Source organism: Methylobacillus methanolivorans (assembly GCF_044751345.1).
GTDB classification, from domain to species: domain Bacteria; phylum Pseudomonadota; class Gammaproteobacteria; order Burkholderiales; family Methylophilaceae; genus Methylobacillus; species Methylobacillus methanolivorans.
Genome location: NZ_JBIWXY010000001.1, coordinates 1,891,438 through 1,911,997, shown reverse-complemented (window position 1 = coordinate 1,911,997; position 20,560 = coordinate 1,891,438). Strand labels below are relative to the sequence as shown.

22 protein-coding genes are annotated in these 20,560 nt (G+C 54.3%); 17 read left to right on the top strand and 5 right to left on the bottom strand.

Features of this window, described 5'->3' with window-relative positions; translation table 11 throughout:
• The first annotated feature begins 2 nt into the window (after positions 1-2).
• From ACIKP9_RS09060 to ACIKP9_RS09035, 6 genes are all read left to right on the top strand, one after another.
• Positions 3-344 carry a DUF4870 domain-containing protein gene (locus ACIKP9_RS09060; protein ID WP_400881607.1) on the top strand — a complete coding sequence of 114 codons (342 nt, stop codon included), beginning with the start codon at positions 3-5 and terminating at the stop codon, positions 342-344.
• Between the two features lie 9 nt (positions 345-353).
• Positions 354-2,393 carry a M3 family metallopeptidase gene (locus tag ACIKP9_RS09055; RefSeq protein WP_400881605.1) on the top strand — a complete coding sequence of 680 codons (2,040 nt, stop codon included), beginning with the start codon at positions 354-356 and terminating at the stop codon, positions 2,391-2,393.
• A gap of 17 nt (positions 2,394-2,410) precedes the next feature.
• A complete protein-coding gene (gene ddlA, locus ACIKP9_RS09050) occupies positions 2,411-3,502 on the top strand; it encodes a D-alanine--D-alanine ligase (RefSeq protein WP_400881603.1) in 1,092 nt (363 codons plus the stop codon).
• Between the two features lie 91 nt (positions 3,503-3,593).
• Positions 3,594-3,998 carry a hypothetical protein gene (locus tag ACIKP9_RS09045; protein WP_400881601.1) on the top strand — a complete coding sequence of 135 codons (405 nt, stop codon included), beginning with the start codon at positions 3,594-3,596 and terminating at the stop codon, positions 3,996-3,998.
• Between the two features lie 54 nt (positions 3,999-4,052).
• The gene (locus ACIKP9_RS09040; protein WP_400881599.1) at positions 4,053-4,307 is read left to right on the top strand and encodes a putative hemolysin; all 255 of its coding nucleotides are present in this window, start codon (positions 4,053-4,055) and stop codon (positions 4,305-4,307) included.
• A gap of 159 nt (positions 4,308-4,466) precedes the next feature.
• The gene (locus ACIKP9_RS09035) at positions 4,467-5,003 is read left to right on the top strand and encodes a YaeQ family protein (protein ID WP_400881597.1); all 537 of its coding nucleotides are present in this window, start codon (positions 4,467-4,469) and stop codon (positions 5,001-5,003) included.
• Positions 5,004-5,044: 41 nt separating this feature from the next.
• Here the strand turns inward: ACIKP9_RS09035 and ACIKP9_RS09030 are convergent, their stop codons facing one another.
• A complete protein-coding gene (locus tag ACIKP9_RS09030) occupies positions 5,045-5,536 on the bottom strand; it encodes an aminoacyl-tRNA deacylase (protein ID WP_400881595.1) in 492 nt (163 codons plus the stop codon).
• A 95-nt stretch (positions 5,537-5,631) separates the two neighbouring features.
• Between ACIKP9_RS09030 and ACIKP9_RS09025 the strand changes: the two genes are divergently transcribed.
• From ACIKP9_RS09025 to rlmF, 4 genes are read left to right on the top strand one after another with little or no spacing between them, the layout of a single operon-like run.
• The gene (locus ACIKP9_RS09025; protein WP_400881593.1) at positions 5,632-6,654 is read left to right on the top strand and encodes an alpha/beta hydrolase; all 1,023 of its coding nucleotides are present in this window, start codon (positions 5,632-5,634) and stop codon (positions 6,652-6,654) included.
• Positions 6,655-6,665: 11 nt separating this feature from the next.
• Positions 6,666-7,259 (top strand): class I SAM-dependent methyltransferase, encoded by a 594-nt coding sequence (locus tag ACIKP9_RS09020; protein ID WP_400881591.1) that lies wholly within the window; start codon positions 6,666-6,668, stop codon positions 7,257-7,259.
• Between the two features lie 49 nt (positions 7,260-7,308).
• Entirely contained in the window at positions 7,309-7,560 is a 252-nt protein-coding gene (locus ACIKP9_RS09015) for a putative quinol monooxygenase (protein ID WP_400881589.1), read from the top strand.
• A 59-nt stretch (positions 7,561-7,619) separates the two neighbouring features.
• Positions 7,620-8,621 (top strand): 23S rRNA (adenine(1618)-N(6))-methyltransferase RlmF, encoded by a 1,002-nt coding sequence (rlmF, locus tag ACIKP9_RS09010; RefSeq protein ID WP_400881587.1) that lies wholly within the window; start codon positions 7,620-7,622, stop codon positions 8,619-8,621.
• Positions 8,622-8,648: 27 nt separating this feature from the next.
• Here rlmF and ACIKP9_RS09005 read toward each other — a convergent pair whose 3' ends face one another.
• Genes ACIKP9_RS09005 through ACIKP9_RS08990 form a run of 4 tightly spaced genes read right to left on the bottom strand, consistent with a single transcriptional unit; the run spans position 8,649 to position 15,060 of the window.
• Complete coding sequence (locus tag ACIKP9_RS09005) at positions 8,649-9,773, bottom strand: ABC transporter permease (protein WP_400881585.1); 1,125 nt, start codon at positions 9,771-9,773, stop codon at positions 8,649-8,651.
• 48 nt (positions 9,774-9,821) lie between these two features.
• Positions 9,822-12,575, bottom strand: coding sequence for a ribosome-associated ATPase/putative transporter RbbA (gene rbbA, locus ACIKP9_RS09000; protein WP_400881583.1), 2,754 nt, complete (start codon positions 12,573-12,575; stop codon positions 9,822-9,824).
• The gene (locus ACIKP9_RS08995; protein ID WP_400881581.1) at positions 12,572-13,642 is read right to left on the bottom strand and encodes an HlyD family secretion protein; all 1,071 of its coding nucleotides are present in this window, start codon (positions 13,640-13,642) and stop codon (positions 12,572-12,574) included. The genes rbbA and ACIKP9_RS08995 overlap by 4 nt, the downstream gene beginning before the upstream one ends.
• A 14-nt stretch (positions 13,643-13,656) precedes the next feature.
• Complete coding sequence (locus ACIKP9_RS08990) at positions 13,657-15,060, bottom strand: efflux transporter outer membrane subunit (RefSeq protein ID WP_449815918.1); 1,404 nt, start codon at positions 15,058-15,060, stop codon at positions 13,657-13,659.
• 255 nt (positions 15,061-15,315) lie between these two features.
• Here ACIKP9_RS08990 and xth point away from each other — a divergent pair, with 255 nt between their 5' ends.
• From xth to ACIKP9_RS08955, 7 genes are all read left to right on the top strand, one after another.
• On the top strand, positions 15,316-16,083 hold the full coding sequence (xth, locus tag ACIKP9_RS08985) for an exodeoxyribonuclease III (protein ID WP_400881577.1): 768 nt from the start codon (positions 15,316-15,318) through the stop codon (positions 16,081-16,083).
• A gap of 126 nt (positions 16,084-16,209) precedes the next feature.
• On the top strand, positions 16,210-16,779 hold the full coding sequence (locus tag ACIKP9_RS08980) for a nitroreductase family protein (protein WP_400881575.1): 570 nt from the start codon (positions 16,210-16,212) through the stop codon (positions 16,777-16,779).
• A gap of 19 nt (positions 16,780-16,798) precedes the next feature.
• A complete protein-coding gene (locus tag ACIKP9_RS08975; protein WP_400881573.1) occupies positions 16,799-17,269 on the top strand; it encodes a hypothetical protein in 471 nt (156 codons plus the stop codon).
• Between the two features lie 53 nt (positions 17,270-17,322).
• Positions 17,323-18,666 (top strand): anti-phage deoxyguanosine triphosphatase, encoded by a 1,344-nt coding sequence (locus ACIKP9_RS08970; RefSeq protein WP_400881571.1) that lies wholly within the window; start codon positions 17,323-17,325, stop codon positions 18,664-18,666.
• Positions 18,667-18,678: 12 nt separating this feature from the next.
• Positions 18,679-18,984, top strand: a complete 306-nt coding sequence (locus ACIKP9_RS08965; protein WP_400881569.1) for an MliC family protein — start codon at positions 18,679-18,681, stop codon at positions 18,982-18,984.
• 121 nt (positions 18,985-19,105) lie between these two features.
• Positions 19,106-19,795 carry an aquaporin Z gene (gene aqpZ / locus ACIKP9_RS08960; protein WP_400881567.1) on the top strand — a complete coding sequence of 230 codons (690 nt, stop codon included), beginning with the start codon at positions 19,106-19,108 and terminating at the stop codon, positions 19,793-19,795.
• Between the two features lie 79 nt (positions 19,796-19,874).
• Complete coding sequence (locus tag ACIKP9_RS08955; protein WP_400881565.1) at positions 19,875-20,558, top strand: YoaK family protein; 684 nt, start codon at positions 19,875-19,877, stop codon at positions 20,556-20,558.
• The last annotated feature ends 2 nt before the right edge of the window (positions 20,559-20,560 follow it).

Below are 20,560 nucleotides of genomic sequence, written 5' to 3'. Positions count from 1 at the left end.
CCATGACCAACTTGATTCCAGTACCCAGTGCGGACGAAAAGAATATTGCCGTGATCACCCATCTGGGTGGCACGGTGTTTAGCGTGTTCCCTGCATTGATTGTCTGGTTGCTGAAAAAAGACAGCAGCCCTTTTATTGGCGAGCAGGCGCGTGAAGCGCTGAATTTCCAGATTACCCTCTTGATAGGCTATGCCATCAGCTCCATATTGATGGTAATCCTCATCGGTTTCCTGATGGCGGGCATCTTGTGGATTGCCAACCTTATCCTGTGCGTATTGGCTGCGATTGCCGCTAGCCAGGGCCAGGAATACCGTTACCCATTTACATTGCGATTGATTAGTTAAGGACACCAAGTGAGTATTGCCAATAACCCATTGCTGCATTTTGCCGGCCTGCCTCAGTTTGACCAGGTCAAGGCTGAACACGTCACCCCTGCGGTGGATCACCTGCTGGAAAAGGGTAAGGTGCTGGTTGAAGCTTTAGTGGCAGATAGCACACCACCAACATGGGACAACTTCGTACGCCCACTGGAAGATTTTGAAGAGCAAATCTCACGTGCTTGGTCGCAAGTTGGCCACCTCAATGCCGTGGTCAATAGCCCCGAACTGCGCGAGGCTTACAACGAAAACTTGCCCAAGCTCACCGCTTTCTATGCTGATCTCTCGCAGGATGAACGCCTATACGCCAAGTTCCGCGCTATCAAGGCCAGCGCTGCTTACGCACAACTGAATACTGCCCAGCGCAAGATTGTAGATAACGAGCTGCGCGATTTCCGCCTGGGCGGCGCTGAATTGCCGGAAGACAAGAAAGCCCGCTTCAAGGCCATCCAGGAAGAGCTTTCCACCTTGGCCGCCAAGTTCGAGGAAAACCTACTTGATACTACCAACGATTACGCCTTGTTTATCGAAGACGAAGCGCAATTGAAGGGCATCCCGGAAGATGCCTTGCAAGCGGCGGCAGAAGCCGCCCAGGCTGATGAAAAGGCTGGTTGGAAATTCACCCTACAATTCCCTTCCTACATGCCTGTCGTGCAATACGCCGATAACCGTACACTGCGCGAGACACTTTATCGCGCCTATGCCACGCGCGCCTCAGAGTTTGGTAAGCCGGAGTGGGACAACACTGATTTGATCCGCAAGATTCTTACCTTGCGCCACGAGGCTGCGGTTGTACTCGGTTACAACAACTACGCAGAGACATCACTGGCAACCAAGATGGCAGAAACGCCTGCCCAGGTAGAAGAGTTTCTCAACAACCTTGCCCAACGCGCCAAACCTTTCGCCGAACGCGATGTGCAAGAGCTCAAGCAATATGCTGCCGATAAACTAGGCCTCACTGACCTGCAAGCCTGGGATATTGCCTATGCCTCCGAGAAGCTGCGCGAAGATAAATACGCTTTCTCCGACCAGGAAGTGAAGCAATATTTCCCTGAACAGCAAGTGCTGCAAGGCTTGTTCAAGGTCACCGAGACCATCTTTGGCCTGCAAGTACGCAAGCAGGAAGCACCAGTGTGGCACAAGGATGTCAGCTTCTACGAAATCACCACCCCGGCGGGCGAACCAGTCGGCCAGTTCTACCTTGATCTCTACGCCCGCAACAACAAGCGCGGCGGTGCCTGGATGGACGAAGCGATCACTCGTCGCAGGAAGTCACACGGCATCGAGATTCCCGTAGCCTATCTCACCTGCAACTTCTCGGCCCCCGTGGGTGGCAAGCCTGCGTTATTCACGCATGATGAAGTCATCACCATGTTCCACGAGTTTGGCCATGGCCTGCATCATATGCTCACCCAGGTTGAAGATTATGGCGTCTCCGGCATCAAGGGTGTGGAATGGGATGCGGTTGAATTGCCCAGCCAATTCATGGAGAACTTCTGCTGGGAATGGGATGTGCTGCGCCACATGACCAAACATGTCGACACCGGTGAGTATTTGCCTAAAGCCTTGTTCGACAAAATGGTCGCTGCCAAGAACTTCCAGGCTGGCATGCAGACCGTGCGCCAGATCGAGTTCTCCCTGTTCGACATGCGCCTGCATGCCGATTTCAGCGAGTACGACACCGCGACAGCACTGACACTGATCGAAGCCATCCGCGACGAAGTCGCCGTGGTGCGCCCACCCAAGTGGAACCGTTTCCCCAACAACTTCTCGCATATCTTTGCCGGTGGTTATGCCGCTGGCTATTACAGCTACAAATGGGCAGAAGTCCTCTCCGCCGATGCCTACAGCATGTTCGAGGAAAACGGTGTGTTATCCGCCGAGGCTGGCAAGCGTTTCTGGAACGAAATATTGGCCCAAGGCGGTTCACGACCAGCGCTGGAATCGTTCATTGCGTTTAGAGGCAGGGAGCCGAGTATTGATGCCTTGCTACGACATAACGGGATGACTGCTTAAGAAATCATCATTGAGATATGAAAAAAATCAAAGTTGGGATCATTTTTGGCGGAAAGTCAGCTGAACATGAAGTGTCACTGCAATCCGCCAAGAATGTCTTCGATGCGATTGATCGTGAAAAGTATGAACCAGTCCTGATTGGTATCGACAAGACCGGAAGGTGGCTACTGGGGGCAAGCGATCATTATCTACTCAATGTGGACGATCCTGGGCAGATTAGCCTGAATATCGTGCGTAATCCCATTACGTTTGCTCCCGAAAGCAATGGCGAGATTTGCAGTGTTGAAGGCCAGCTGGATAACGGTGCTATTGATGTTGCTTTTCCGATTCTTCATGGTCCGATGGGCGAGGATGGCACGGTCCAAGGTTTTCTGAGGTTGGCGAATGTGCCGTTCGTAGGTGCAGGTGTGCTAGGGTCGGCCATAGGTATGGACAAGGATGTCATGAAGCGCTTGCTGCGCGACGCCGGCATTCCTATTGGCAAGTTCCTGGTGCTGACAGATGGCGAACGGATTCCCAGGTTCTCTGAAGTTGCCAGTGTTCTTGGCGCTCCGTTCTTTGTGAAGCCTGCCAACATGGGGTCTTCCGTTGGTGTTAGTAAGGTGCATGATGAAGCGAGCTATCTTGCTGCAGTGGAGCTTGCCTTTTCGTTTGACGTGAAAATACTCTTGGAAGAGTTCATCGATGGCCGGGAAATCGAATGCGCCGTGCTTGGTAATAGAGACCCGCTCGCCTCTGTGATCGGCGAGATCAAGCCGAGTCATGATTTTTATTCTTATGATGCAAAGTATCTTGATGAAAAGGGCGCTGTCCTGGAGATTCCTGCTGTATTGCCTGCAGGGGTTGCGGAACAGGCACAGGATCTTGCGATACGGACCTTTAAGGCGTTATCTGCCGAGGGCTTGGGAAGAATCGATATGTTCCTGAAAGCCAATGGCGAAATACTGGTCAATGAAATCAACACTATTCCGGGTTTTACCAAAATCAGCATGTACCCCAAGCTTTGGGAAGCTTCCGGTATCAGTTACCCGGAATTAATTGATAAGCTGATTATTCTAGCGATAGAACGCTTCGAGAAAGAGAAAAGACTGAAAACGAGCTTTCTATAAAGCCGCAAAGTATCCATATTCTTTAATATCAAAGGCAAGCTCATGGACTGTCATTGCTGCCATCCGTAGTCGTATCGAAAGTGGAGCGACGTTGTCGGTCGCAGTTGGCCACCCCAAGAAGGTTCGCACCCGTATAGTGATATGGCCTTGGAGAATCGCTTCCTCACAAGATTTGCGCAGCCAAACGCCTCCGCGAGAGGCTGTTGATGCACGACGGCCTCTTTCACAGCTGTTCTCGTTGGATTTCCTGCTGTTTTCCAAGGAGGAGGTCAAGCCCTTGATCAAGGCGGCGAGAGTGCTTGAGGATCATGATGCACGGTACAAGCTGGCGGAACAGCAACTTGATCCGGAATTGCAGGTTGCGATTCTCGGCAATGCAGACGTGCCTTTGCAACCGGTGTTGCGCTATACCATCTCTCAGTTGAGCATCGCCAGCAATGCTTCAACGGATGTATCCACCCCGATTCTTGAAAAAGGCCGGATGATCATCAAGTAAACAATTGCATGCCGTGATGCGATGTGGCGTTCACTGGTCAACTCAGAAAGGGGAATGATGATTTTTCGAGTAACTGTATTCCTGATGATATGTTCTGTCATGGCAGGCTGTTCTTCCGGCAGCGGGCAAAAGCCCGCTAAGCTTGACATGGCAAATCCCGCTTCTGTTTATTGCGTCAACCAGGGCGGCAAGATTGAGTTCCAGAAAGATGCGTCCGGAGGGACGATCGGCATGTGCCATTTGCCGGATAGCACGGTCGTTGATGAGTGGGAGTTTTTCCGGCGCGATCATCCGCCATCCGGTAAATAATAGGCGAAATTTTTCGCTGCATTGTTCATGTGTACATTCTGGGACTCTTGAACAGTGAAATGACAGCATCTTATGCTTATGCGCCGTCAGAGTTTTTGTAGCCGTTTTTGACTCATATGCGTTAAGCTCTGCCCCTTCACCGATTTCACTAGGCATGCTATGGCGCTCAAATCCACTGTATTCAAGGCTAATCTGCAGATTGCGGATATGGAGCGGCATTATTACAACGATCATGCGTTGACCTTGGCGCGGCATCCTTCCGAGACGGATGAGCGCATGATGGTGCGCTTGCTCGCGTTTGCGCTGAATGCGCATGAGTTATTGGCTTTTGGCCAGGGCATGACGGATGGTGATGAAGCGGATATCTGGCGCAAAGATCTTACAGGCAGGATAGAGCAGTGGATTGATGTGGGATTGCCGGATGAACGGTTGATTCGCAAAGCGTGTGGCCGCGCAGACGAGGTGCTGTTGTATGCCTATGGTGGCCGCACGGCAGAGATGTGGTTTGAACAGAACAGGAGCGCGTTGGCGAAGCTGAAGCAGGTGAGTGTATTCAACCTGCCGCAAGAGCAGACCAAGGCGCTGGCAGAGATGGCGCAGCGCACGATGAGCCTGCAATGCACCATACAGGATGGCCAGATATGGCTGAGCGATGGTGAACGCAGTGTCGAAGTGCAATGTGAAAAGTGGAAATAACCCTACTTTTAATGCACTAGCGTGATCTTTGCTAGTAGTGCTTATGCTTTGGCAAAACTGCCTTGTTCTGCATCCCCCAGCATCTTCAGCAGGTCTGCGCCTTTCAATGCTAGTGCGTAGCCCAGCACTCCGCTGCCGATCACGACAGTCTCATAGTCTTTCACACTGTTATCCACCATCACCTTGAGTCCCGTTGGCAGGGCAATCGGTGGTACGGCACCGACGACATAGCCCGTCGCTTCTGGCACCTCATCATATTCCGCCATACGCAGCTTGCGCTCATTGAGATGGTTGCGCAGGATGGCCCAATCGGCACGCCCACCGCCTGCGACAGCCAGCAGAATGAACTGCTCAGACCCGGTGCGGAACAGGACGCTGCGCACCACGGATTTTGGGTCCAGCCCTTCACTTTCCAATAATTCTTCCAGGTTGCGGACGGGTTTCTTGTCTTCGCTCAAGGGAATGTCGATGACGTTGTAGGGAATAGCGTGGGTCTTTAGCAACTCGGTGACGGGAGAGGTGAGTGAGGTCATGATGCTCCTGATTACATGGTGTGATGCTGGAAATTTACCTCAATTTTGCAGGTTGATGGTGTTTGCTTAACGCAGTGGCGCTATGGAATTGCGGTATGATCAGAATGAAATCTTGTCATTTCAACCCTGAAAATCTCGCCATGTTTGCCAGCATACGCCCATACCTGATTGCCATTTGCCTCATGTTCCACATGCAGGTGAGTGCCTATGCCGCGATAGAAGAGTCTGTCGTGCAGCTTGAGACTGCGAGCGGCACGCTCGAAGGCACATTGTTGGTACCCGAGGCCAAGCTAGGCATGCCGGTCGTGTTATTGGTGGCTGGCTCCGGCCCGACAGACCGCAATGGCAACCAGCCTGGCCTGCATCACAACGCCTTGTTGTTATTGGCGCAGGGCCTGGCGCAGTACGGTATTGCCAGCTTGCGTTACGACAAGCGCGGTGTGGGACAGAGTATCAGTGCTGCCACCAAGGAAGAAGATCTGCGCTTCGAGCATTATGTGGCTGATGTGCGGGACTGGATCACATGGTTGGGCAAGGATAAGCGTTTTGGCAAGGTCACGGTGCTTGGCCATAGCGAGGGAGCATTGCTGGGGATGCTGGCGGCGCAGCGTAGTCGCGTGGCGCAGGTGGTGCTGATCGGCAGCCCAGGCCGTGCTGCCAGTGAGGTGCTGGAAAGGCAATTGGCTGAACAGCCTGCCGAGATACAAACCTTGGCATTGCCTGTGCTCAGGCAGTTGCAACAAGGTAAGCGGGTAGCTACTGTCAATCCGGCCCTATATGCCTTGTTCCGCCCGAGTGTGCAGCCTTACCTGCTGTCATGGTTCAAATACGACCCGGCCAAGGAAATTGCCAAGTTGAAAATGCCAGTGCTGGTATTACATGGGACCACTGATATTCAGGTGAGTGCAGAGGATGCTGCCTTGCTGGAGATGGCCAACCCGGAGGCAACCGTGATCATGATGGAGGGGATGAACCATATTCTCAAGCTTTCGGTGCCGGATCGTGCACAAAATTGGAACACCTATAACCAGCCAGAGTTGCCGGTGATGCCAGAACTGCTCAACTTGGTGGCGCGCTTTATCACCCAGGCCGGCAAGCTGGATAATTCATCGTTTTAAGGAGCAATATCATGTGGGATGAGCGCTATAGTACGGAAGCCTATGCCTATGGAAAAACGCCGAACACCTTTCTGGCTGAGTATGTGCAGGCTTTGCCCAAGGGGCGCGTGTTGAGCCTTGCCGAGGGCGAGGGTCGCAATGCAGTATTTCTGGCACGTCAGGGTTACGATGTCACCGCTGTTGATAGCTCGATAGTTGGCCTGGAAAAAGCCAGAAAGCTGGCAGAAGAGCAAGGGGTGTCAATCCACTGCCTGCATGCTGACCTAGCTGATGTTGATCTCGGCCAGGAGCAATGGGATGGCATTGTCTCGATCTACTGTCCCATGCCATCATCGTTGCAGTCCATCATCTTTCCTCGCATCATCCATGGCCTTAAGCCCGGTGGCGTATTCTTGTTGGAAGCCTATACGCCGGATCAGCTGAGGTACGGTACTGGTGGGGGTAATGATGCCGATACCATGATGACGGCAGACAAATTGCGCAGCGCCTTGAGTGGCTTCCATTTCTCTCATTTGGCGGAGTTGGAGCGCGAGGTGGTGGAGGGCATGTATCATACCGGCCTGGCTGCCGTGGTGCAGGCAATTGCCATCAAGCCTGTCAATTAAACAACGGGCCACCCTACTTATCACTCTGCCGCCTGAAGGATTACCTCCCATGCTCAAAGTCATCGCCCAAGATTTTATCAAGCCAGAGTGCATTGAACAGGTCATGCCACTCTACGATGAGTTGATCGCAAAAACCCACCAAGAGCCGCTATGCATTGCCTATGAACTCTTCACCAACCAGCGGGAAGCTGGGCACTTCATCTTTGTGGAAGAGTGGCCAGATCAAGCGGCTTTGGATGCGCATTGCCAGACTGAGCATTTCCGGTGTTTGGTGCCTGCTATCGCGCAATATCAACGGTAAGCATCGACTTTTCTGTTGATGGATGCGTACCCTCACCATGTTGTTCCGTCAGGCTCTGAATGACCCAACGTATCGTATCTGAGGGGAAAGCGGGCCTGCATCCACGTAACCAGCATCGCCAGCGTTATGACTTTGCCTTGCTGATAGAGGCACATCCCGCGTTGGCTGACTTTGTCAGGCTGAATGAGTATCAGGATGCCAGCATTGATTTTGCCAACCCGCAGGCAGTGAAAAGCCTCAACCAGGCGCTACTAAAGCAACACTATGGCATTGCAGCATGGGATATTCCGCCACAATTTCTCTGCCCGCCGATTCCGGGGAGAGCCGATTATCTCCATTACCTTGCCGACCTGTTGGCTGCTGGTAATGGTGGAAATATCCCTCGTGGCGAGAGTGTGCGGGTGCTGGATATCGGGGTAGGCGCTAATCTGGTGTACCCTATCATCGGCCAGCGTGAATACGGCTGGTCTTTTGTCGGCGCTGACATCAATGCGGATGCCTTAGAGAATGCGCAGCGTATTATCGCGGCCAATGCCGGGTTGGAGCGGGTGATAGCACTACGTTCTCAGTGCAATGCAGACAAGATATTTGCTGGGGTGGTGCAACCGGGTGAGCGTTTTGATCTCGCCATGTGCAATCCGCCATTTCATGCATCACAGGCCGAAGCCATGGCGGGAACGCAACGCAAATGGCAGAACCTGGAGCGCAATCGGGGCAAGCCTGCCCGCAAAACATCCCACTCATCTGCGCCCAAGCTCAACTTTGGTGGACAGGCAGCCGAGCTTTACTGTAATGGTGGTGAAGAGGCATTTATCAGTCGCATGGTGAGCGAAAGCGCCATGATTGCCGAGCAATGCCTATGGTTTACTAGCTTGGTATCCAAGGCCGCGACATTACCTGCGGTTTATCGGGCATTGAGAGCAGTGGGCGCATTGAAAGTCAAAACGGTGGAGATGGCGCAGGGGCAAAAGCAAAGCCGCTTTGTCGCCTGGACCTTTCTTGATCAGGCAGCCCAACGTGCATGGGGCCACCAGCGCTGGCATGACAAGGCTGGGCAATAAAGCCTGGTTGGTGCGTTTCTGTTTGCTCTACGCCATGCGGCTGATTGTATTGCGGAAGCGGGTCAGCGAGACGATAAACAGCACGGTGCCGATCAACAACAGTGCCAGGAATGAGCTCCACACTACATCAATACCCGCACCACGGAACAATATCGCTTGCCCCAGCTCCACGAAGTGCGTGGTGGGCGCCAGCAGCATGATGTTCTGCACAAACTCCGGCATGCTTTCGCGCGGTGTGAGGCCGCCGGAAAGCATTTGCAATGGCAGCAGGGTCAGGATCATCAGCATGCCAAACTGCGGCATGTTGCGTGCCAATGTCGCCATGAAGATGCCCATGGATGTGGTGGCAAACAGGTGTAAGGTGGCACCCAGCAAGAACAGCGCTATCGAGCCATGGATAGGGACGTGTAGCAAACCTTGCACCACGAAGAGTAGGGAGCATGTCGAGGCGATCAATACCACCAGAGCCATAGACCACACCTTGGCCAGCATGATCTCGGTTGGCGTCACAGGCATGACCAGCAAGTGCTCAATGGTGCCATGCTCGCGCTCACGGATCAGCGCTGCGCCGGTGAGGATGATAGAGAGCATGGTGATGTTGTTGATGATCTCGTTCATGGCACCAAACCATGCCTGGATCAGGCTGGGGTTGAAGCGCATGCGCAGTGATAGCTCTACCGGGAGCGTCGCTGTGCTGCGGTAGCGTTGCACGAATTCATTCACTTCGGTCAGCACGATCTCCTGGATATAGCGGTTGCCAGAAAAAGCTTGCGACATGCGCGTGGCATCTACATTGAGTTGTAACGCGGGTGATTTACCCGCCAGCACGTCGCGCTGGAAATTGGGCGGGATATGCAGGGCAAACGTGTAGTCGCCCGCATCCATGCCTGGGTCGATCTGGCTCTGCGTGATTAGCGGCGGCGTAGAAAAATGCGGCGGATAGAACGCAGAAACAATGCGTGCAGACAAGGGTGAAGCATCTTCGTCGACGATGGCAATCGGCGCTTTGTGCAGGGTTTCCGGTATTGCTGTGGCCGAGCTGTAGATCATGATGGTGAAGGTGTAGCCGATCAATACCAGCATGATCGGGTCGCGAATCAGGCTCCAGAGCTCCTTGACGCCAAGCCGATAGATGTTGGCTAGATGGCGCATGGGGCAATGCTCACAATAGGTTGTCTGGTCATCAGGGGTGTGCGCATGTCATTTATCCTGCTTTCTTAACAGGAGGATGGACATCACCAGAATGACGGGAATGGCCGCCAGCATCGGCCAGAATGAGGCATGCAGGTCAGAGAAGTCCAATGCCTTGCTGAACACGCCGCGGGTGATGATCAGCATATAAGTGGTGGGATAAACCTCGCCCACAATCCGGCCTGCACCTTCCAGGGAAGAGACCGGGTTGAGCATGCCGGCAAACTGCACTGAAGGGACGATGGAAACGATCATCGTAAAAAACAGCGCGGCAATCTGGCTGCGGGTAAATGTGGAGGCAAGCAGGCCAATGCCGGTGGCGACAATGCAATAGATAAACGCTGCCAGCGTCAGCGTGGCGAAGCTGCCCTTGATTGGCACATCGAATACCGTCACGACCAGCAATGCCATGAGGAGGAAGTTCAGCATGGCCAGCGCAACATAAGGCAATTGCTTGCCGAGCAAGAACTCGGTGCGGGTGACGGGCGTCACGTAAAGGTTGATGATGGAGCCTAGCTCTTTCTCCCGCACCACGGACAATGCAGCCAGCATGGCTGGCAGCATGAGCAGCAACAGAGGAATCACCGCGGGTACCATGGCGGGCAGGCTGCGCACGTCGGGGTTGTAGCGGTAGCGTGTCTCTATTCTGGCGGCGCTGGCGAGCGTGACACCCAGGCGTTCCTGTGCTTGTTGTTGCAGCCATTGCTGGTGCATGCCCTGCACATAGCCTTGCACAGTCTCAGCGCGCTGTGGCATGGCGCCATTCACCCAGGCACCAATCTCGGCACGCTGTCCGCGCTGTACATCGCGGGCAAATCCAGGCGGTATCTCGATAGCGAGGGACAGTTCGCCACTACGCATGCGTTTGTCCATCTCTTGATAATCGCTAATAGGCGGCTGTTCGATGAAGTAGCGCGAACCTGAAAGATTGAGTGCGTAGTTCTGGCTCAGTGTGGTCTGATCGCGATCCAGCACGGCATAGGTCAGGTCTTCCACATCCATGCTGATGCCAAAGCCCATGACGAACATGAGCAGCATGGAGCCTGCCAAGGCGAGGCCGCCGCGTACTGGGTCGCGCTGCAACTCCAGCATTTCGCGCCACAGATAGCTGAACATGCGGTTCAGGCTGAAAAAACGATGTGGCACATGCTGTGTGGTGTGTTCAGTATTGGGCGTTGCATCATCAACAGGTTGAGCCTTGTCGGTGCCACCACCTGCTTCCACAAGATAGTCGATAAACGCTTGCTCCAGCGTATCGGCATGACGATGCGCGACAATGTTAGCGGGTGTGTCGCTGACGAGTACCTTGCCTGCATGCATCAGTGACATGCGGTCACAGCGTTCGGCCTCGTTCATGAAATGGGTGGAAATGAAGATGGTGACGCGGTCGCGGCGCGAGAGCTCAATCAACAAGCGCCAGAAGTTATCGCGGGCGACTGGGTCAACGCCGGAAGTTGGCTCATCCAAAATCAGCAGCTCCGGTTTGTGCACCATGGCCACTGCCAAGGACAATCGCTGGCGGATGCCAAGCGGCAAACCATCCGGCAGGCTATCGAGCGCTTCTTCCAGCGCGAAGCGTTGCACCATCTCATCCACGCGTGCGGGAATGTCTGCCTCAGGCACATGGAACAGGCGGGCATGCAGCACCAGGTTCTGCCGCACGGTCAGCTCGGTGTAGAGCGAAAACGCCTGCGACATATAGCCAACCCGGCGGCGCGTGTCGATATCCCTGGGGTCGATCTTATGTCCGAACAGCCAGGCCTGCCCTTCGCTGGCGGGTAGCAGGCCGGTGAGCATCTTCATGGTGGTGGATTTGCCGCAGCCATTTGAACCGAGAAAGCCGAAAATCTCCCCACGTCGGATGCGGAAGCTCACATGGTCGACAGCGACAAAGTCGCCAAAGCGCATGGTGAGGTCCTTGGCCTCAATGGCGATGTCCGCATCGCTGCCATCACCCTCTGGCAATGGTGGAATCGTGACTGGTTGGTGGCCTTGCTTCTTTTCCTCAGGCAGCAGGGCGATAAATGCGGTTTCCAGCGAAGTGTTGCCTGTACGTTCGAGTAGCTCCTGCGGCGTGCCTGTCGCCAATACCTGGCCGTCATCCATCGCCACCAGCCAGTCAAAGCGTTGCGCCTCGTCCATGTAAGCCGTGGCAACAATGACGCTCATGCTGCTTCTTTCCTGGCGGATACGCTCGATCAGATCCCAGAACTGGGCGCGGGCAAGTGGATCGACGCCAGTGGTAGGCTCGTCTAGGATCAACAGGTCCGGGTCGTGAATCAGTGCGCAGCATAATCCCAGCTTTTGCTTCATCCCGCCAGAAAGCTTGCCTGCCGGACGGTCGAGGAACTTCTGCAAACCGGTGCTGCGCGTCAGGTCATCAATGCGTCGCCTGCGCTCCTTGGCATCGTGTCCGAACAGGCGACCAAAAAATTGCAGGTTTTCTTCCACAGACAATGTTGGGTACAGGTTCTTGCCCAGGCCTTGCGGCATATAGGCAATACGCGGACACACATGATCGCGATGCTGTTTGCTGGCCATATCCCCGCCCAGCACCTCTACCTTACCTGCCTGCACCGCCCTGGAACCCGCCACCAGCGATAACAGGCTGGATTTGCCCACGCCATCAGGGCCTATCATACCCACCATGCATCCGGCAGGAATGTTCAGGCTAATGCCATCAAGTGCCGCGATCTTGCCATAGTGCAGGCTGACTTCCTGCAGTTGGACGACAGTCGCTGACTGCTGCTGGGTGTTGCTCACTCTGGTACTTTCACCGCCAGTTCAGCAGGCCATTGCGCCTGGTTGTCCACCTTGACCCAGGTTACGCCGGGTAGGCCTGTCTTGACTTGTTTGAGGTGTTTTTGCAGCAATTCACGGTCGATCTGTGCCTTGACGCGGAACATCAGTTTTTGCCGCTCGCTCTCGGTTTCTACAGTTTTTGGGGTGAATTGTGCAGTGCTGGCTACAAACGAGATCGTAGCTGGGATGACATATTGCGGCGCGGCATCAAGGATAATACGTGCCTCGGCACCCATTGCCAGCTTGCCTGCAGCGGCTTCGGGCAGGAAAAAGGTCATGTAGACATCCGAGAGGTCAACCAGATTGAGCACCTTGCCGCCACCGGCAAGCACTTCACCTGGCTGTGCCACGCGATACTGCACGCGGCCATCGCGTGGCGCAATGAGTTGGCTGTCCGTAATGTCGGCCTCTATGCGGGCGATGGTGGCCTGCGCGGCAGCCACGGTGGAATTGGTACCGATCACCTGTGCCTTGGCTGCATCAATCGCGGCTTGGGCCGCAGTTACTTGTGCCTTGGCCGCCTCGACAGCGGCCTGTGCACTGCGTACTCGCGCACGGTCATCATCCAGTTCCTGGATGGATGAAGCACCTTCTGCCGAGAGGGTCTCAGAGCGTGCCAAGCGGCGTTGAGCGGCATCCAGCTCGCTTTCGCGTTGCGTCACCAGTGCCTGCGTCGCACGCTTGTCGCTTTCGCGCAGGGCGACCTGTGCCTGGGCAGCCACAACGCTGTTAAGTGCTTGCTGGTGTTGTGCGCGGGCTTCATCGCGTTGTGCATCCAGCACTTGCACCTGCATCTTGGCAAGTGCTTGTCCTGCCTGCACAAAGTCTCCTTCATTGACCAGAATGTCATCAACGCGGCCTGCCAATTTGGTGGCAACGTCAATTTCGATGGCTTCTATCCGTCCATTGCCACTGGCAAAACCTTCGGGATGGCTATTGCTGCTCATGGCCTGCCAGGCATAAAAACCAGCGGCGGCCAGTGCGGCAATGATCACTATCGGGGCGAATTTCTTGATTTTTGGGTTCATATGGCGTGATCCGTTCAATTGGCGGGCTGCCGGCTGAGGGGTGTGATTGGCGAGGGTGCGGCAATGGATTGCGACCCGCCGCCCAGCGTGGCATATAGGCTGACTTGGCTGGAGAAGAGGGCACGCTGCATTTGCACTAGCTGCTGTTCAACTTCCAGCAAGTTGCGTTCCGCATCCAGCACCTCGAAATAGGAAGTGGCACCATTGTCATAGCGTAGTTTCACTAATCGGGCACGCTCTGCCTGCGCAGCTAACATTTCCTGTTGGCTAATCAGCTGCTGGCGCAGCCCATGTTGGGCGGCCAAAGCATCGGCCACATCTCGAAAAGCGCCTTGGATGGCTTTTTCATAGTTGGCAATGGCCTGGTCTTTGCGCACTTCCGCCAAGTCAAGATTGGCACGGTTGGCGCCAGCATTGAAGATAGGCAGTGTAATGCTGGGCGAGAAACGCCAGGCCTGGCTGCCTGACTCGAACAGGCCATCGAGTTCGCGGCTGGCCGTGCCATATGCCGCTGTCAGGCTGATGCGTGGGAAGAAGGCGGCACGCGCGGCGCCGATATTGGCATTGGCTGCCTTGAGCACATGCTCGGCCGCTACGATGTCTGGCCGCTGAGTCAGTATCTCGGAAGGCAAGCCTACTTTGATGTCGTTGAGGAACGGCTTTTCCTGGATGGCGTTGTCTTGATAGGGTGTCAACACGACCTCCTTGCCAATCAAGACGGTCAGGGCGTTGAGTTCGGTGGCGCGAGATTGCTGCAATTGATAGAGCAATGTCTGAGCCTGTGCCAGCAAGGTTTGCACTTGCTTCAGGTCTAATTTGGAGGTGGAGCCAACATCGAAACGGCGTTGGAATATCCGCGTGGACTCTTCACGGCTTTGAATGGTTTTCTCTGCGAGTTGGATACGCTGATCCAATGCGCGTAACCGCAAGTAACTATTGGCGACTTCGGCGACCAGCGAGATGGTGGCTGCGCGGCGTGCTTCATTGCTTGCAAAGAAAGTTTCCAGGGCGGCATCACGTAAGCTGCGGATACGGCCCCAGAAGTCCAGCTCCCAGTTGCTGACGCCCAGGCCAACATTGTATTCATTCAGCAGCAATGGGCGCCCGATCAGGCTCATATCTGCAGGAGTGCGCGAGCGGGTAAAGTTGGCTTGACCATTGAGCCAGGGAAACAGGTCGGCACGCTGTATGCCGTACAGCGCCCGCGTTTCCTCAATGCGTAGCATGGCGATGCGCAGGTCGCGATTATTTTCCAAGGCTGCTTGGATCAAGGCGCGCAGTTCGGCATCGGCAAAGTAATCCTGCCACGCGAGATTGGCAGCTTCTGTACCTGTCGATTGCTCAAAGGGAAAGCGAGTGGCCACAGGGGCTGCGGGGGCCTGATATGGTGGGGCCATGGTGTTGCAGCCAACCAGCATCAAACAGGCCAACATGACCCAGCTATTACAGCGTGTAAGGCATGGGTGAAATATTGATGTCATATTGATTGTCATTATTTTTGTAACGATCACTGAGCCATGTCGAGGCGTTGCTCCCTGTTGCAATCATCTCGCCATCATGGGCCAACTTTACTCCTGTTTGAGGGCGCGTGAAACACTAGCCTTGCCGATAAAGGAAAATTCAGGGCGACAGCAATGGTAAACTGAACGATTGTCAGTAAACCCTAGCCATTCATGAAGCTCGCCACCTGGAACGTCAATTCACTCAATGTCCGTTTGCCACATGTGATCGACTGGATCAATGCGGAAAAACCGGATGCCTTGTGCCTGCAGGAAACCAAGCAGGAAGATAGTAAATTCCCCTATGAGGCCTTGCGGGAGGCCGGGTATAACGCCGTGCATAGCGGCCAGAAAACCTATAACGGCGTGGCAATTCTTAGCCCGCACCCGATAGAGGATGTTTCATTTGGCATTCCTGGGTTGAATGATGAACAAAAGCGATTAGTGGCTGCCACTATCAATGGTGTAAGAATAGTATGTGCTTACATCCCGAATGGGCAAAGCCTGGATTCAGACAAATATCAGTACAAACTGGGATGGCTGGAAGCGCTGATTGCCTATCTTCAGGCAGAACTCGCTGCCCATCCAAAACTGGCCTTGCTCGGTGATTACAACATAGCGCCTGAAGACCAGGATGTGCATGACCCTGCCGCGTGGGTGGGGCAGGTATTGGTAAGTGAGCCGGAGCGTGCAGCTTTTCGTGCCATGACCGCATTGGGCTTGCATGACAGCTTCCGTCTGTTCGAGCAAGAGCCTGCCAGCTTCAGTTGGTGGGATTACCGCATGGCTGGTTTCCGCCGTAACCTGGGGCTACGCATTGACCATATTCTGGTGAGTGATGCCCTCAAGGCTGATTGTCAGCGTTGTTGGATAGACAAGGCGCCACGCAAGCTGGAGCGACCATCTGATCATACCCCTGTAGTGTTGCAGCTTGCCTGCTGATAGCGAGACTGGGGCATATAAGCGCAACCTTGTTGATGTTGGGTGGCCTTTTGCGCAAGGGCGCAGCTTGGTCGTGCTATTGGATAGTGCGCCAGACTTGGTTAAGTAAGAGGAAGTAGAAGCAAAATGACGACAGAGATATTAGAAACCCTCTTGGCCCGGCGTTCGGCTTGGCCATTGATGGCGCCAGCGCCGCAGGCTGGCGAGTTGGAAACCATTCTACAAGCAGCAGCGACGGCACCCGACCATGCTGGCTTGATGCCTTGGCATTTCAAGGTGGTGCAGGGCGACGCGAGGCAGGTGTTATTACAACAGGTATTGCAGCATCCTGATGCCCAGACGGAGCAGGTTCAGGCATTGCGCGGCAAATATACCCTCAAGTTGACGACCGCGCCTTTGGTCATCGTCTTGGCCGCCCGGATGACACCACATCTCAAAGCACCGGAATTCGAGCAGTTGCTGACGGCAGGGGCTGCGGTCATGAATATGCTCAATGCTGCGCATGTGCTGGGATATAGCGGATTCTGGAGTAGTGCACCTGACCCATTGGGCAGCTTGCTGAATCAGGTGATGGGGTTTGCGCCGCAGGACAAGATCATTGGCTTGCTGAACCTTGGGGTGCCCGTCAATGCGCCCAGGGAGCAGGCCCCGCGCGCTGCTTGGCAAAGCTATGCCGAGTTATGGACAGGTAGCTGAACCGGTCTAAGGCCTGTTAATGTCAACGCGCCTGGCCTGCCAATCGTTGATGCAATATATGGCAAACGAGGCTGGCAAGATGGGCGCAGGCAATACCGTTGATGCAACAGACCATGGTACGGTGTTTGATCGTACTTCCCAGACGCTGTTTGTCTACGTCAAGATTCCATTGAAAGCCCATACAAGACCAGATCCATTTCATCTGCGCGAGAACGAGCTTGCACGATTGATGCAGGAAGCGCAGGCCGGCGATGTTATTGGTTGGGGGCAGTCATTGAGCGATATCAATCAGGACGCTTCACAACGCCTGGTATACCAGCGTATTGATATTACAACCGCTGATATTACTGTTGCTCGTGCTACCTTGCGCACCATGCTGGAAATGCTGGTGGTGCCTTCTGGCACTGAAATCCATTATTCCCAGGCTGGTCGTATGATGATGGATGTCTACGCGCGTGGGCACTGGCAACTTGATCAACCTTCAGCTTGATTTCTTGTGGTGACTGATTAGGCTGGCGTCACCTTTCATGGCAATATCACGCCATGGAAACCAAGCAAGAACACATCATGACCCCCTGGATAGACCGTCGACGTTATGCCGCTGGCTATGCAGGAAAATCCTTCAACTCTGACTCGATTGATAGTGAATATCAGCGCGATCGCGCGCGCATTATTCACTCCTCCTCATTCCGGCGTCTGCAATCCAAAACGCAGATTTTCAGCATAGGCGACAGCGATTTCTACCGTACGCGGCTGACACATTCCTTGGAAGTTGCGCAGATTGGTTCGGGCATTTGCGAGCAATTACGCCAACGCTATGCGGATGATCCTGAGTGCAGTACCTGGATTCCTTCATTGAGCCTGATTGAGGCCATCTGCCTGGGCCACGATCTTGGTCATCCGCCGTTTGGGCATGGTGGAGAAGTTGCCTTAAATGCCTTGATGTACGCGCATGGTGGTTTTGAGGGCAACGGGCAAACCCTGCGCATTATTGGCAGGCTGGGTGAGTATTCACCTGAGCATGGGCTGGATTTGACGCGTCGTACCATGCTGGGCTTGTTGAAATACCCGGTGTTGCACAACGAAGTGGCAGGCTATGGTGAAGAGATGCAGGCAATCTCTTCCAATATTGATCATGCCAAACCACCCAAATGTATTCATGATGATGAGGCAGATGTCCTGGCGTGGATATTGGCACCATTGACGGAACAAGATAGGCAAGGCTTCCGGGCGTTCAAGCGCGTGCCAGGCAAGCATGCAAAATCAATGCACAAGGGCTTCGATACTTCGATCATGGAGCTGGCGGATGATATTGCCTATGGCGTGCATGACCTCGAAGATGCGCTGGCACTCGAGCTGGTCACCGAGCGTCAGTGGCGTGAGCAAGTGATGTCCCGCGTTGAGAGTTTGCCCGAATCGCCCTTAAACACACAGGCAGAGTTCTACAACAGCAAACTGTTTTCTGGCAGTGACCGTGACCGCAAGCATGCGATTAGCAAATTGGTTGCTTACTTCATTGGCAATATCGCGATTCGTGAGCAAGATGGGTTTGCTTCACCGCTATTGCGTTTGCAGGCCGAGATGCAAGGTGAAGCCCGGCAACTGCTCGATATTTTGAAGAAATTCGTGCTGGATGAAGTGATTCGTCATCCCAAGGTGCAAGCGCTGGAGTTCAAGGGACAGCAGATGATCATGCGTTTGTTTGTGACTTTGCTGGAGAACCCAGATCGCTTGCTGCCACCCACTTACCTGGCGCAGTTTCACGAAAGTGGCCGCTCTAGGCGTGTGATCTGCGATTACATCGCTGGCATGACCGATTTGCATGCCACCCGTCTGTACCATCGCCTGTTTAGCCCGGATATCGGCTCGGTATTTGATCGTTTATAAGGAGCTTGCATCATGCGTGTTGCCCTCATGATCTGTGTTTGCTGGTTGCTCAGTGCTTGTCATGCTGACAGCGAGGCATTGACCTACCACTGCGATAGCGGGACGGTCATTGCAGTGAGTTACGAGCAGGATAAAGCGGTGCTTGATTATCGTGGGCAGGCCCATACGCTGGTACAGGCCATTTCCGCCAGTGGGGCGCGTTATCGGGATGATGCGCTAGAGTGGTGGAGCAAAGGGGATGAAGCGACCTTGTTTACAGACGATCATGGCAATGCAGGCGATATTCTTGAGCAATGCAAGCACGCTTCCTCACCGTGAACAATCGAAGTGGATGCTAATAATTGTTGACGTTTTAGCCGCAGTAAACCTCCTATACTGGCGCTGGCTACATGGTTGGATATGAGTAGCCAACAGACAGCGTAAACAAGGAGGATCAAAAATGAATCGATATAGTGCGGAGTTCCTGGGAACATTCTGGTTGGTATTAGGCGGTTGCGGCAGTGCGGTATTGGCGGCGGCGTTTCCTGAGGTCGGTATCGGCCTGCATGGGGTCTCCTTGGCATTTGGTTTGACTGTGCTCACCATGGCGTTTGCCATTGGGCATATTTCCGGTTGTCATCTCAATCCTGCTGTTTCCATTGGCCTGTGGGCAGGTGGTCGCTTTGCCGGTAGCCAGTTGTTGCCCTACATCGTGGCGCAAGTGCTGGGAGCAATCGCTGCGGGTGGTGTGCTTTATCTGATTGCCAGTGGGCAGGCCGGGTTTGATGTCACTGCTGGTTTTGCTTCCAATGGTTATGGTGAGCACTCTCCTGGTGGATATACGATGACAGCTGCCTTGGTGGCAGAAGTCGTGCTGACAGCGTTTTTCCTGTTCATCATCATGGGCGCGACTGATCAGCGTGCACCTACATTCCTGGCGCCAGTAGCCATTGGCCTGACCTTGACCCTGATTCACCTGGTCAGCATCCCGGTGACCAATACCTCCGTTAATCCTGCCCGTAGCACTGGTGTGGCAGTCTATGCGGGTGGTTGGGCAATCGACCAGCTGTGGTTGTTCTGGCTGGCTCCGATTGTCGGTGGCGTGATCGGTGCCTTGTTGTATCGTAGCGTGGCTGGTAGCAAGGCCTAGGCAGTTTCTCCAACATTGCAATGGCTGGGTAGGGTGCCCAGCCATTGCACAGCATGCAGGATTATGTTTTCCTTGAGGCATGCTGCCTTCCACATCATTACCTGCCGATAACTCCCTGCAAGTTGCTGCCCTGCTTACACTCTCTGGCGGTTTTCTCGATGCTTTTACCTATGTTGGTCATGGCCAGGTATTTGCCAATGCCATGACGGGTAATATCGTGCTGATGGGTGTGGCGGTGGGAGAACAGGATTGGTCCCAGGCTTCGCGACATTTGCCGCCACTATTGGCGTTCGTGGTGGGTGTGTTCCTGGCCAATTGCATGCGCTTGCCCAGCGTGAGGGAAAAAATCGTCAGCCCAGCCTTGTTCTGCCTGGGGCTTGAAATCGTCATGCTAAGCATAGGTAGCCAATTGCCAGCAGATTTTCCTGATGCTTGGTTGGTGCCAGGCATTGCATTGGTGGCTGCGATGCAGAACTCAAGTTTTACCCATATTGGCAATGCCAAATATAACTCGGTGATGACAACGGGCAACCTGAGACGAAGCATAGAGAGCTTGTTCGAGGGAGTGGCGCGCCAGTTTGACAAGTTAGCGCTGCGCGAGGCACGCATCTTTGCCTTGGTGTGCGCCTGCTTTTTGTTTGGCGCGGTGCTGGGTGGGCTATGCACCCTCAGCATGGGGAATCAAGCGCTGCTGGTACCTGTGCTTCTGTTACTGGTAGCGTTTGGCATCTGTCTTTACGATGCCAGAATGCCACGCCAGTAAGC

Bases quoted from the DNA above. Each gene is read 5' to 3' on its own strand.
- ACIKP9_RS09035 (WP_400881597.1), top strand. From the start codon at position 4,467: ATGGCGCTCAAATCCACTGTATTCAAGGCTAATCTGCAGATTGCGGAT.
- ACIKP9_RS09025 (WP_400881593.1), top strand. From the start codon at position 5,632: ATGATCAGAATGAAATCTTGTCATTTCAACCCTGAAAATCTCGCCATG.
- ACIKP9_RS08990 (WP_449815918.1), bottom strand. From the start codon at position 15,060: ATGCTGGTTGGCTGCAACACCATGGCCCCACCATATCAGGCCCCCGCA.
- ACIKP9_RS09040 (WP_400881599.1), top strand. From the start codon at position 4,053: ATGATGATTTTTCGAGTAACTGTATTCCTGATGATATGTTCTGTCATG.
- ACIKP9_RS08970 (WP_400881571.1), top strand. From the start codon at position 17,323: ATGGAAACCAAGCAAGAACACATCATGACCCCCTGGATAGACCGTCGA.
- ACIKP9_RS08955 (WP_400881565.1), top strand. From the start codon at position 19,875: ATGCTGCCTTCCACATCATTACCTGCCGATAACTCCCTGCAAGTTGCT.
- ACIKP9_RS08965 (WP_400881569.1), top strand. From the start codon at position 18,679: ATGCGTGTTGCCCTCATGATCTGTGTTTGCTGGTTGCTCAGTGCTTGT.
- ACIKP9_RS09005 (WP_400881585.1), bottom strand. From the start codon at position 9,773: ATGCGCCATCTAGCCAACATCTATCGGCTTGGCGTCAAGGAGCTCTGG.
- ACIKP9_RS08995 (WP_400881581.1), bottom strand. From the start codon at position 13,642: ATGAACCCAAAAATCAAGAAATTCGCCCCGATAGTGATCATTGCCGCA.
- ddlA (WP_400881603.1), top strand. From the start codon at position 2,411: ATGAAAAAAATCAAAGTTGGGATCATTTTTGGCGGAAAGTCAGCTGAA.
- aqpZ (WP_400881567.1), top strand. From the start codon at position 19,106: ATGAATCGATATAGTGCGGAGTTCCTGGGAACATTCTGGTTGGTATTA.
- ACIKP9_RS09020 (WP_400881591.1), top strand. From the start codon at position 6,666: ATGTGGGATGAGCGCTATAGTACGGAAGCCTATGCCTATGGAAAAACG.
- rlmF (WP_400881587.1), top strand. From the start codon at position 7,620: ATGACCCAACGTATCGTATCTGAGGGGAAAGCGGGCCTGCATCCACGT.
- xth (WP_400881577.1), top strand. From the start codon at position 15,316: ATGAAGCTCGCCACCTGGAACGTCAATTCACTCAATGTCCGTTTGCCA.
- ACIKP9_RS08975 (WP_400881573.1), top strand. From the start codon at position 16,799: ATGTCAACGCGCCTGGCCTGCCAATCGTTGATGCAATATATGGCAAAC.
- ACIKP9_RS09030 (WP_400881595.1), bottom strand. From the start codon at position 5,536: ATGACCTCACTCACCTCTCCCGTCACCGAGTTGCTAAAGACCCACGCT.
- ACIKP9_RS09060 (WP_400881607.1), top strand. From the start codon at position 3: ATGACCAACTTGATTCCAGTACCCAGTGCGGACGAAAAGAATATTGCC.
- ACIKP9_RS08980 (WP_400881575.1), top strand. From the start codon at position 16,210: ATGACGACAGAGATATTAGAAACCCTCTTGGCCCGGCGTTCGGCTTGG.
- ACIKP9_RS09015 (WP_400881589.1), top strand. From the start codon at position 7,309: ATGCTCAAAGTCATCGCCCAAGATTTTATCAAGCCAGAGTGCATTGAA.